Source organism: uncultured Chitinophaga sp., assembly GCF_937898475.1.
Classification (GTDB): domain Bacteria; phylum Bacteroidota; class Bacteroidia; order Chitinophagales; family Chitinophagaceae; genus Chitinophaga.
In genome coordinates this window covers 160,556-173,383 of record NZ_CALEJS010000040.1, presented here as the reverse complement: position 1 = coordinate 173,383, position 12,828 = coordinate 160,556, and the positions used below count along the sequence as shown (strand labels likewise).

The 12,828-nt window shown below is 49.8% G+C and carries 8 protein-coding genes; 2 read left to right on the top strand and 6 right to left on the bottom strand.

The window, feature by feature from the left end; translation table 11 throughout:
• Window positions 1-3: 3 nt before the first annotated feature.
• From Q0577_RS24005 to Q0577_RS23980, 6 genes are all read right to left on the bottom strand, one after another.
• Complete coding sequence (locus Q0577_RS24005) at window positions 4-3,516, bottom strand: TonB-dependent receptor (protein ID WP_298740869.1); 3,513 nt, start codon at window positions 3,514-3,516, stop codon at window positions 4-6.
• A 98-nt stretch (window positions 3,517-3,614) separates the two neighbouring features.
• Window positions 3,615-4,610: a FecR domain-containing protein gene (locus Q0577_RS24000; protein ID WP_298740867.1), complete on the bottom strand. Its 996-nt coding sequence runs from the start codon at window positions 4,608-4,610 to the stop codon at window positions 3,615-3,617.
• A 203-nt stretch (window positions 4,611-4,813) separates the two neighbouring features.
• Window positions 4,814-5,449: a sigma-70 family RNA polymerase sigma factor gene (locus Q0577_RS23995; protein WP_298740865.1), complete on the bottom strand. Its 636-nt coding sequence runs from the start codon at window positions 5,447-5,449 to the stop codon at window positions 4,814-4,816.
• Between the two features lie 56 nt (window positions 5,450-5,505).
• Complete coding sequence (locus Q0577_RS23990) at window positions 5,506-6,564, bottom strand: ATP-binding protein (protein ID WP_298740863.1); 1,059 nt, start codon at window positions 6,562-6,564, stop codon at window positions 5,506-5,508.
• A 73-nt stretch (window positions 6,565-6,637) separates the two neighbouring features.
• The gene (locus tag Q0577_RS23985) at window positions 6,638-7,321 is read right to left on the bottom strand and encodes a response regulator transcription factor (protein ID WP_298740861.1); all 684 of its coding nucleotides are present in this window, start codon (window positions 7,319-7,321) and stop codon (window positions 6,638-6,640) included.
• A 148-nt stretch (window positions 7,322-7,469) separates the two neighbouring features.
• Window positions 7,470-8,219 (bottom strand): DUF1003 domain-containing protein, encoded by a 750-nt coding sequence (locus tag Q0577_RS23980; protein WP_298740859.1) that lies wholly within the window; start codon window positions 8,217-8,219, stop codon window positions 7,470-7,472.
• A gap of 291 nt (window positions 8,220-8,510) precedes the next feature.
• On the opposite strand from Q0577_RS23980, the gene Q0577_RS23975 reads away from it, so the two are divergent.
• Both Q0577_RS23975 and Q0577_RS23970 read left to right on the top strand, forming a co-directional pair.
• Window positions 8,511-10,709, top strand: a complete 2,199-nt coding sequence (locus tag Q0577_RS23975; protein ID WP_298740857.1) for a hypothetical protein — start codon at window positions 8,511-8,513, stop codon at window positions 10,707-10,709.
• A 262-nt stretch (window positions 10,710-10,971) separates the two neighbouring features.
• The gene (locus tag Q0577_RS23970; RefSeq protein WP_298740855.1) at window positions 10,972-12,735 is read left to right on the top strand and encodes an ABC transporter ATP-binding protein; all 1,764 of its coding nucleotides are present in this window, start codon (window positions 10,972-10,974) and stop codon (window positions 12,733-12,735) included.
• Window positions 12,736-12,828 lie beyond the last annotated feature (93 nt).

The following is a 12,828-nucleotide window of genomic DNA, read 5'->3' as shown; positions in this document are numbered from 1 at the left end:
GAATTAGAAAGTAAGCGAAAGCCCCACCAGTACCTGCCTGGCGTTGGGATAGAATCCATAGTCCACACCTTTGTTAAGATCGCCGCCGCCGCCAAAACCAGCATTCATAATATCCGGCTCCAGCCCGCTGTAAGAGGTGATGGTAAAGAGATTGGTGGCCTGTAGATACACCCGCAGCTGGTCTATGTTCACTCTCTTCAGCAAAGTAGCCGGTAGTGAGTAACCCAGCTGTATATTTTTGGCACGCAGGTAGGAGCCATTTTCTATATAGTAGCTGTGCGAAATACCGTTGCTGATATTATCGTTGGCGTCCAGTATCGGCAGCTTTGCATCCGGGTTATCAGGCCGCCAGGAGTCGTACAGCATGCGTTTGCTGCGGTTGCCTGCAAAGGTCTGGAAGTCTGTATAGTATTTGGTGATGTTGTAAATATCATTCCCCTGTGAGCCATACAGGTACATGTTGAAATCAAAATTTCGCCAGGCCAGGCTGAGGTTGAACCCGTAGGTAAAATCAGGATGCGGGTTACCGATGATGGTTCTGTCGTTCAGCGTTACCGTACCATCTCCGTCAATATCTTTCAGTTTATACTTGCCTACAAATTTTGCAGGGTTGCTTTTATCCATACCGGTTTGCAAAGCATGCGCTTTTACTTCTGACTCGTTCTGGAAAATGCCTTCTATCTGGTAGCCGTAGAACATAGATACCGGCTTTCCTTTTTCGGTAAGGGTAATGGTGCCATAGCGGGTGCCGCCGCTGAATATCTGCTCCGTTCCGGTTTCTCCCAGGCGCAGCACTTCATTCTTGTAGTGGCTGAAGGTAATGCCGATATCGTACTGCAGTTGTCCGCGTATTTTATCACGGTAGTTAATACCCAGGTCAATACCCGTATTACGCATGTCGCCGATGTTCACGAATGGCGCGGTGGCTCTGCCTGCGAGCGCCGTGAGCTGTGGTTGTGTGAGCATATCGTTGGTGCGGCGGTCGTACACTTCTGCATTTACTTCCAGTTTGCCTCTCAGCATGGCGATATCAAGACCGATATTGGTCATCACAGTAGATTCCCATACGGTAGCGGGATTACCGAGGTTAGCCAGGTAGTAGCCGATCACGGTGCTGTTGCTGGTACCTCCCAGGTCGTAATTGGAGTTACGCGGACTGGTGCTGTATTCATATGCATAGTTATATGCGCGGGGAATTTCCTGGTTGCCGGTAGCGCCGATACCTGCTCTCAGCTTCAGCTCATCCAGCCAGCTGAGGCCTTTGAGGAAGGGCTCTTCAGAGAGGCGCCATCCCACACTGGCAGCGGGGAAGATGCCATAACGTTCTGCGGGTGCAAACCTTGATACGCCATCGCGGCGCAGGATACCGGTAAAGAGGTATTTGTCGCGGTAGGAATAATCCACCCGCCCAAATATGGATGCCAATGCTGTTTCCGTTTGGCTGCTGGCATTGGTTTGCGTACTGGGGTCACCGTTATTCAGGTTCCAGATCAGTTCTGATGTGCTGAAATAGTTTACCCTGCCGCCGCTCAGGTTGCGTCCTTTTTCAGAGATGGCTTCTGTACCCAGCACGAGGTTCACATTGTGCCGTCCGAATGTTTTCTTATAGTTAACGGTGTTGGTGAACACCCAGCGCAGGTTGTAGTTGGAGTTCTCGTTGAAACCATTGTTGGCCGCCGGTTCTGAATGCTCTGGATTGAGGTAGGAAAAACTATAGCCGTTCCAGTTGGTATAGTCTATCCCGAAGCTGGACCTGAACTGGAAATCTTTCAGGAAAGTGATCTCTGCAAACGCATTGCCAAAAGCGCGGAAACCTTTTGTTTTGTTGTCTTTGCCGCGGTACAGCAATGCATAGGGATTGGAAGAGTTGCCCAGCCCTGCGCCACGTGTACCTGCAAAATGTCCGTCAATATCATATACCGGTATAATAGGCGGCACACGCATGGCCTGTACAATGGCGTTGCCTTCACCGCTGGCATAATCACCGCCGGTGTTTTCGGTAAACGCTACCTGCAGGTTCTCACCGAAACGGATATTCTTTTTCACCAGCAGCGAGGTGTTAATACGCGCTGAATAGCGTTTGAAATAAGTATACTTCAGGATGCCTTCCTGGTTAAAGTAGTTAAGACCAAAAGCATAATTGCCCTTATCTGTGCCGCCGGAGCCTGTAAGCTGATGATTCTGTATAGCGGCCGGCGCAAAGATCTGTTTATACCAGTCCGTTCCCTGTTGGCTGGCGCGTACAATCTGGTTGGTAGTAAGATCATAGGCGCTTTCATCTACTTCACCCTGTTGTTTGCCCGAAGGTAGTATGTAGTAAGGAATGACCGGTTGCATACCATTTCCAAACTGCGGATGTGTGGGATTGCCGTTGGCGCCTACCTGTCCGGCATTTCTGAGGCTGGTCCATATAAGGTCTGCCCACTCGCTGGTGTTCAGCAGCTCCGGTCCTTTACCCGGGTATTGCATACCGTAGTAAGCATCGTAAGAGATCTTTGATACGCCTGCCTTACCCTTCTTTGTGGTAATGATCACGACACCATTACTGGCCTGCGCGCCGTAAATAGAAGCGGCGGCTGCATCTTTCAATACCTGTATAGATTCAATATCATTCGGGTTCAGGCTGTTGAGGCTCTGGCTGCGGGTAGATACGCCGTCAATTACATACAGCGGCCCGTTATCATTGATGGTGCCGATACCCCTGATACGGATGCTGACCCCCGCGCCCGGTGCGCCATTACTGGTGGTGGTAACCCCGGCGGCCCTCCCCTGTAACTGCTGGCCAAAATTACCGGCGGGTACTGAGAGCAGGTCTTTGGTTTTGACCACTGCTACAGACCCGGTGATGTCTTTTTTCTGCTGCGAGGTATAACCGGTTACCACTACTTCTGATAGAGAGCTCGTGGCGGATAACAGTGTTACATTGGCAGTAGCGCCGTCTGTAACAGCCAGCTCTCTTGCTTCGAAGCCGATGTACTGGAAAAGCAGTACGGCATTACGATCCGGCGCCTGTAAACGGTAATGCCCGTCGGCATCTGTTACCGTGCCTTTAGTACTGCCTTTGATCATTACGCTTACACCCGGCAATGCCTGTCCATTGGCAGCGTCTGTTACTTTGCCTGCAATGGTGGTATCCGTGGTGATGAACGTATTGATCACCGCGCTTAGCTCATTGGCGGGAAGCGTTGCTTCCCGCGGTGTATAGATGGTGTAGCTGTGCTGCCCGAACTGTTTTACCTTCATGCCAAAAGGCTGCAAGAGGTCTTTCAGCAGCGCATCCAGGTTGTTGTACTGTACCTGCTGGTTGCGAAGATGGAGCAGCACTTTCTCTGCAGTTACCTGTTTCTGCTGCAGTGTTTCGCTGTCATAATCAAAGCTTACCTGGTATCGTTGGGCGATGTTGTGAAGGGCAGCTGTGAGCGGCATGCTTTTCATACGGGTGTTTTTCTGATGCTGATCCTGCCGCCCGTTCCAGGAAATATCCTGCGCGGTGGTATCAGGGTGTATGAACAACATACAGCATAGGAAACATACCATCGCCCTGTGTAAGTAAAGGAGGTGCGTCATAACTGGAATTTAAAATGTTGAGTGTTAGGAAGTCAATGGCCGATGGACTATCGGGCATCAACTATCACTGTGTCTTTCTGCCGGGTTGTCTTCAGCTGGTAAATAGTACTGATCTTCTGCAGCAACTGGTCGGGTTCATTCGCCGGCGCTGTACCGTTAAAACGTTTATTCGTTAAGGTAACAGGCGCATTTATCTTAAAATGCCATCCGTATGTATCTGTTAAGTATCCTAATATCTCTTCTACCGGTGCATTGCTGAACACCAGCTGGTTGCTGCGCCAGGCAGTGTGCCATTGTGTGTGCACTTTTTTGCTGCGCATACCTTTATCATCCATCACTACCATATCGCCGGGCTGCATTTTTACCGCACGCGCATTCCGCATGGCCGGGTTTACCTGCACGGCGCCCTGTTCCAGTACCACCTGCAATTGCTGCTGCCGCGATCTTACATTGAATGCGGTGCCCAGTACCCGTATCTCGCCTTTATCACAGCGAACGGTGAATACAGGCGCATGGGGCCGGGTGGGTACGGAGAAATAGGCTTCTCCCTCCAGGGTTACCTGGTGCGGACTGAAACGATGGTAAACAAGCTTCGATTGCTGGTTTAGCATGATCTGCGATCCGTCAGGGAAGCTGATGCGCCGCAGCTCTCCGGCCTGGGTCTCAATAACGGTAGCCGTATTGGCCAGGTAACGGTAACTGCACACACCTGCTATTAACAGCAGCACAGACGCCGCTGCATACCAGATCAGCCGTCTTAGCACCGCACGCCGCGGACGGGCGCTGAGACTACGGTGCTGCAATTCCAGCTGTTGCCATATCCTTTCTACTACCGCCGGCTCAACCGGTGTTTGCGCAAAGCGGTAGTGCAGCAACAGGCTGCGGGCCTCCTGTACGGTAAGCGCCTTTTCCGGGTAGTCCTGCAGAAACTGTTCCCAGAAGGCATTCAAACCGGCGTCAGGTGTTTTTACCCAGCGGATGAAATCATCATCCAGCGCCAGCTGCCAGGTAGTGTAATGTTGATAGAAGGCAGACGATTTCATACTAAAGAGCCATTAGCCATTAGTTGTTAGCTGTTAGTGACGGTCATTAGTCCGGATCGGCTTCGGTTGGCAGACAGGACGAATGACTATTCACAGTGTCATTTGCATACAGAGTAACGGGATCTCCGTTTTTATCCCCCGGCGGCTGAAAATATTTCAGAAATGGATGTTGTCTAAAAACCGGCGGCTTTTTTGAATATCGTCTAAATATGCCTGCTGGCCTGTAAAATGAAACAGAGGCAGCCAAGAGAAGGGCCGGGCAGCAGCTGCCGTAAGGTATCAAGGGCCTTGTATACGGTTTTGTAGGCCGATTTCTGGTCTATGTCCATGATCGCCGCAATCTCTTCATAACCCAGCCCGTGAAAGAAGCGCAGGTAGATCACTTCTTTCTGCCGGTTGGGCAGCTGGTTAATATAATGCTGTAGCACAGACAGCTGTTCTTTTTGCAGGTACGTTTCCAGCGCAGGTGTTTGCAGGGAAGGCTCCAGCTGCAGCACAGTATCGAAGAGTTCTTGTGCAGGCAGTTCCTTGCGGTGACGTTTGAGCAGTTTTATCAGTTCGTTGCGCACACAACGCAACAGGTAATATTTAACAGAGCGGGGAACAGGCAATTGCCGCCGGTGTTGCAGCAGGTAAGTAAAAACATTCTGCACTGCATCTTCTGCCAGCGATCTTTCGCCGCTTATTTTATAACTGTAGTCCAGCAAGGTAGTAATGGAGTTACGGTACAGCCATTCAAAAGGCGCAATATCATCCTCCCGGGTAAACGCCTCCCATGCTGTACGGGCTTCATCTTCCGCTAGGGGAGCCTGGTTTTCATATGTCTCTTTGGCTGACAATACAGTAATAACATTCTTGCATCTCCCACACCCCCTCCCCAATTCTTAATTTTTAATTACACCCAATCACTCTTCCCCGTCTCCAGCGTAAACCCAAAAGTAGATCCTATCTCCGGTTTGCTGCGCACATTAATGGTTTGGTTATGTGCTTCAATGATGTGTTTAACAATAGCCAGCCCCAGTCCCGTACCGCCAATGTCACGGCTACGGGCCCTGTCTGTACGGTAAAAACGCTCAAATACGCGGGGCAGGTGTTCTTCGGCCATGCCGATGCCATCGTCAGAGATCTCTATCAGTACCTGCCGGTCGTCCATCGTATATACGCTGGCGATAGTATGGCCGTCGTTCTTGCCGTATTTGATGGAGTTGTCCACGAGGTTCATCAGCACCTGTCGTATCTTTTCCTTGTCCGCCAGTACGGTTACCGGCGCTTCGCATCCTTTTTTGATATTGAACTTAATGCCTTTGGTATTGGCTTTCAGCGAGAGGGTATCAAACACGTCCCTGATAAGATCCTGTATTACAAAAGGTTCTTTGTTGATGGTCATTTCGCCGCTTTCCAGCTTGGATATTTCGTCCAGGTCGTCTATCAGGTGGCAGAGGCGGTCAATGTTCTTGGTGGCATTCTTCAGGAAAACCTTGTTCACGCTCGGATCTTCTACAGCGCCATCCAGCAGGGTGTGTATATACCCCTGTACAGCAAATACGGGAGTTTTCAGCTCATGGCTCAGGTTCAGCAGGAACTCTTTACGGAATTCTTCATTGCGGCGCAGCAATTCCAGTTCTTCTTTTTTCTGAGCGGCCCATTTTTCCACATCTGCGCTTACTTCTTCAATCGTCTTCAGGGGGAGGATATTCTTGTTGAAGAATTCTTCCCTTTTGGAGGCCTTGGTCTGGTAAATGAACTTGTATATGAGCTTTATCTTACGGTAGATGAAGTTCTGTAAGGTATACAGGTACAGGTAGTAGGATACCAGGAATGTCAGTACGAACGCGGTGAGCATAAGCTGCCAGCTACCGTCGGTAATAAGGCTTCCCAGGGCTATAATTGCTGCTATAATAAATGCAGTGAACCCCGCCAGTTTCTGCGGGGAAAGGTTTTTAGCTTTGAACATACTCCAGTGTGAGTAATTATTGTGATAGTGGGAAATTAAGCCAATTTTTTTACTTGGCACATTCCGCGTCCCCCTACATTTCAAACTTGTAGCCCACACCCTTCACCGTAGTGATCAGGTCAATGCCTATTTTCTGGCGTATTTTACGGATGTGCACATCAATGGTACGGTCGCCTACGATCACCTCTGTGCCCCATACCTGGTTCAGGATCTCGTTGCGCAGGAATACACGTCCGGGTTTGGACGCCAGCAGCTGTAGCAGTTCAAATTCCTTTTTAGCGAGGATGATTTCCTGGCCTTTATAGCTAACGGTGAATTTTTCCCGGTCAATGATCAGGTCTCCCAGCTGCAGCTGTGTTTCTTCTGTTTTGTGCAGGCGGCGGAACAGTGCATTGATGCGGCTTACCAGCAATTTGGGTTTAATGGGTTTGGCGATATAATCGTCGGCGCCCATGTTAAGTCCGTCTATTTCAGATTTTTCATCGTTCAGCGCTGTGAGGAACAGCACCATAGTATCCCTGAATTCGGGTATTTTCCTGATCTCGCGGCAGGTGTCTATCCCATTCTTATTAGGCATCATGATATCCAGCATAATAAGATCGGGGCGGAATATTTTGGCTTTCTGGATAGCTTCGCTGCCGTCTTTGGCCGTAACGGTGTCGTATCCTGCAGATTTGAGGTTGTAGCTGATGATTTCCAGAATATCCAATTCGTCATCCACCACTAATATTTTACCTGCAACCGCTTGGTCTATCATAAATATCCTTTTGTTAAGATGGCACAAAATTAATTCGCCACCGGGTTAAGTTAACATTATATAATTGTTAACACAGCCGTCAGCAACAGCGGCTGGTACTGCAAACTTACTGATAATGCAGAGACAGCCAGCGGCTGGGATAATATATCTATTTAGTATTATCTGTATCTTTTTGGTTAATATGGTCATTTTTAGCATGCAGCTTTTTGATGGCGTGGGTAATTTCATTCAGCATGTCAATCTGCGTTTGCTGTAGTTCCAGCACATCCTGCTGCTGGCGGATAATGAGGTGGTCTATCTTTTCATGCAGTATCCGCACTTCCAGCTCAGATTTCAGGTTGATCATATAGTCATTTTTCGCCCTTTGGCGGTCTTTTTCCTCCTGGCGGTTCTGGCTCATCATGATCACCGGCGCCTGTAAGGCGGCCAGGCAGCTGAGCAGCAGGTTCAGGAGAATGAAGGGGTAGGGGTCAAAGCCCTTATTGGACAGCCAGAGGAGGTTGAGGCCCATCCAAACCAGTATGAAGCCCAGGAAAAGGAGGATGAAGGACCAGCTGCCGCCAAAGTCGGCTATTTTATCGGCCAGCCGCTGCCCCAGGCTCAGCTGGGTATTTTCCATGCTGTCTTCCAGTTTATCCGACAGGGTTTCGTGGTCGCGTAGCTTTTCCATCACTGTTTTTTCCAATTCCGTCAGCTCACCGATCTCTTTGGAGAAAATGGTCTCAAAATATTGCTGGCGATAATGGTTCAGTTCTGAAATGGCCAGGCTGCAGCGGTTATTGAACGCAGGGTGCTCCTTACGTATCAGTTCCAGCAGCTCCTGCCGGATGCCATGTCCGCTCACCCGTTCTGTGGTAGGAAACAGTTTTCCCGACAGGTCGCTTTTAAATGTCTGCATGTTTAACGATTAACGATTGAAGTTTGAAGTTTGAAGTTTGAAGTTCGTTAAAGGTTTAAAAGTTCAGAAAAAGATTTCCGGACTCAGGTCTAAACTCCAATTGCTAAGCAGCTCCAACCAGGCTCCCCGCCTCCGGCCAACCTATCACTTCGAAACAACCTCCAGCCTCAAACGTCAAACTTCAAACTTCCAGCCTCAAACCCGTCAACTTTTCCCGTCCGCAGGGCGTTTTATGAAATTGGTCGTAAATTTGCTATAAGGGAAGGAGAAAAGTATATATTAATATAATAGATGAAGAAATTTTTAATACTGTTATGCCTGGTGGCTTCTCAAGGTAGCCGGGTATTTGCACAGGGCGAGCAGAAGATAGACATCCCTATCGGCCGCCAGGGTTTTCACGATAATATTGATAAAGAGCAGGCTGCCGCCGCCAAATTTGATGGCAAGGCGGATGATTTTGTTAAAGTGTCCGATGACAAAACGATCAATCTGCAGGTGACCAATGCCGTTATCAGGCAGGTAGACGATATGCAGTTAGACATTGAGCGGGATACCCTGCTTGACCACCGCCTGAAGACCAAGTATCTCTCCGGGCTGTACGTGATGTTGCACGACTATAACAGCAAACGCGCCTACCGCAAGATAGATCCGGCTGAAGCCCCCGCCATGGTAGCCGCCTACCGCGATATGATGAAAGCCGATATCCATGGCCAGACCATATTGCCGATAGTACGGGGCCTGTCTTTCAACGCCGGCGAAAAAGTGATCGAAGTGTTCAAAGATAACCCCGGCTACAAAGAGGCCAGGGGCGTGATGTTTGCCAAATACGCTTATGACAACCTGGAAACGGTAATGTCCAGGATAGGGGAGTATCTTGACTACCCCGAAACAGACTCCATCGTAGCGGCCGTAGCCCGCAAGTATCCCAACCAGGTGCTTACCTACGCTACTTCTTATACGCCGGTGGCCAATGCCATCAAAAAGAACCAGGATCCCGTGGTGCAGCTGATCGTGAAAATCGGTAACTCGGGCCAGTCTACCCGCATCCTGCCCTTTATTGACGAGCTGATAGATGGTTCCATGAGCGTAGACTCCCTGGAGAGAGTGGTAAGCGGCGATTATTCCTACTTTAAACAGATGGTGAAAACCTCCATTGTGCTGCAGCAGAAGAAAAGTAACGGGCAGAACCCGCTGGGACTGAAAGCCATGATGGAGAACCTGCAATCCCGCTCCCTGCGCTACATCCGCGAGGTGAACGACCTGCACGAAGAATCCAACAATGTGCGCTTTGCCGTTGTAAAGAACTTTACACCCGAAGAACTGTATTACCTGATCGTGAACGGACAGGAAGAACTGTTCACGTCCAGCTATACCAACCATGGCAACGCCGGTTTATACGATCAGATGATGGCCCGTATGAAACCACCCCGTGGAGACAGCCTGCTGATGCTGGTGAGCTTTGACCGCTTTAAGAAGTTCATCGCCATGGCTGCGGGTTTTAACACGCTGGACCACTTCCTGAAATCCATGGAACCGGAGAACGCCAACTACCTCATGAAGAAATATGTGAGCAGCCTGGAAAAAACCGAAGACCTGGAAGATGCGGTGGATGTGGCCAACTCCTTTGGCAGCATACGCGATCCCAAGCTGCTGGATTTCCTGCGTGAAGAAGTGAAAAAGAATTATGTATTCGTATCCCGCAAGAATGACCGCCGCGGTAAAGTGATCTACGAACTGCTTTCCAGCCTGTTTGAAACGGAGTCTGGCCAGCAGAACGATTCTTCCAAGGCTTCAGATATGGCAGCCAGGTTGAGCCTGCCGCCCATCAATTATGTGAACTTCTCCGGACTGGTGAACGACAGCGGCCGTATCTATCAGCAGGTGTTCTTCTACGGCGATAAGGACGGACAGGAATCCTACGCCAGCTTTATGACCAGCTTTGGCGGCGGAGACTGGAGCGTGAGCCGTGGTAAATACTGGACCACCATCACCTCTCAGAAAGGCAAGCCGATCACCATCTTCGCCAACCTCCCGCTGGATGAACCGGAAGACAAAACGGCTATCGAGAAGCTCAGCGAGTACCTGGATGAAAAAGATATACATCCCACTGTATTCATACACCGTGGCCACAGTTACCATGTAAATACTACCATGGATAACCTGCAAAGCTCTGCCAAGATAGTAGTGCTGGGCTCCTGCGGCGGTTACCACAACCTGGCCAAGGTGCTGGAAAAATCTCCTGAAGCGCATATCATCTCCTCCAAACAGGTAGGTACGCGCTTTGTAAATGAGCCCATCATCCGCAGTCTTGAAGAAGTGATCCGCAGCGGCAGGAATGTAGACTGGGTAAATATGTGGGCCGCACTCGGCAAACGCTTTGCCGGCGATGCGCGCAACAAGGAACTTTTCAGCGATTATGTTCCTCCGCACAAAAACCTGGGCGCTATATTTATCAAAGCGTACAAGCAGATCATGAAAGATGATAAATAATTGGCGCAGCCCCGGGTCTTCACTCCCGTCATTGCGGGAAGCCGCTGAGCCAATGCGCGTGGCGCGACGAAGCAATCTTTAAACAGCAAATACCAAATACCAGATGGCAAACGGTAATGACTACATTCAACCGTTTGCCATTTGTCATTTAAAAGACTACTTCGGCCCGGCGCCCCGCCAGGGCTCTCCGGGCCTCGCAATGACGGCTGCTGAAGTCCCCCGCAATCACTAACCACTTTTTCTTCGTAAGTTTGTATGATCCATGGACAACTTAACTATAAAGCGGGTATTTGATTTCAGTTTGTTGCGGCGTCTCTTCTCTTTTGCTGCTCCATATAAGCGCTCCTTTTATCTTTCCATGTTCCTTACGGTGCTACTGGCCGTATTATCACCTTTACGTCCCTGGCTTATACAGGTAACAGTAGATAAGTATATCGCCAACCAGTGGATGCGCATGCTGATCATTATCACCATTGTTCAGATTGGCGTACTGCTGCTGGAAACGCTGGTACGTTTCTTTTTCGGTTATCTCACCAACTGGCTGGGACAGTCCGTAGTAAAGGATCTTCGCGTTACGGTATATAAGAAGATCGTGCGCCTGAACCTGTCTTTTTTTGACAGAACGCCCATCGGTACTTTAACTACACGTACCATCAACGATATAGAAGCCATCAACGATGTTTTTTCAGAAGGCATTATTTCCATTGTGGCAGATCTGCTGATGATCGTGGCCATACTGGTAGTGATGTTCATAGAAGACTGGCGCCTGACGCTCATCAGTTTGTCGCCTTTCCCGGTGCTTATCCTTGCCACCTGGATCTTCAAGGAAAGCGTGAACAAATCCTTTCACCAGGTCAGGAATGCCGTTGCAGCCCTCAACGCGTTTGTACAGGAACATATCACCGGTATGGTAGTGGTGCAGGCTTTCTCTGCAGAGAAAAGGGAATTTGCCCGTTTTAAGAAGATCAATAAAGATCATCGCAACGCCAATATAGACGCCATTTTCGCCTACTCCGTATTCTTTCCCGTGGTGGAAATTATCCTGGCTATCTCGCTGGGCCTCATGGTGTGGTGGGGCGCCAATAAAGTGCTGAGCTACGAGGTGACCCAGGGCGTGATGATCGCCTTTATCATGTACCTCAACCTGCTGTTCCGTCCGCTGCGTGTGTTGGCAGACAAGTTCAATACGCTGCAGATGGGCATGGTGGCCAGCGAACGGGTGTTTAAGATACTGGACAACGAAGACCAGATCCCCGATAAAGGAACAAAAGATGCGGCAGGCATGCGGGGAGACATCATCTTTGATCATGTTCATTTTGCCTATACGGAAGACCGTTATGTGCTGAAGGATATCTCCTTCCATGCCAATCCCGGTGATACGATCGCGATAGTGGGGCATACAGGCTCGGGCAAAACCACCATCATCAGCATACTCAACCGCCTCTACGAAATACAGAAGGGCCAGATAAAGATTGATGGCGTGGACATCAGCCAATATACCCTCGGTTCCCTCCGCACCAAGATAGGCGTGGTACTGCAGGATGTGTTCCTTTTCTCCGGCTCCATTTATGAAAATATTACCCTGCGCAATCCTGAAATTACCCGCGAGCGGGTAGAGCAGGCCGCCCGCCTCATTGGCATGCACGATTTCATTATGCAGCTGCCCGGCGGCTATGATTACCAGGTAATGGAAAGGGGCAGCACTCTCTCACTGGGGCAGCGCCAGCTGATCTCGTTTGTACGTGCACTGCTGTATGATCCTGCCATTCTTATTCTTGATGAAGCCACTTCATCTGTAGATACCGAATCCGAAGCGCTGATCCAGCACGCCATTGATAAACTGATCGCCGGCCGCACAGCGATAGTGATTGCCCACCGGCTTAGTACCATCAGCAAGGCCAGTAAAATTATTGTATTAGACAAGGGCGAGATCCGTGAAATGGGTACGCACGAGGAGTTGCTGAAGCTGGAAGGGTTTTATTATAAACTGCACAGCATGCAGTTTAAAAAAACGGCCAGTGTTTGATTTGCCGTTTTTACCGGTAATAAGGAGCAAACAGGCCCTCATTCCCGTCATTGCGAGGCGCCGCGGAACCACTGCGCGCAGGTGGCGGCGAAG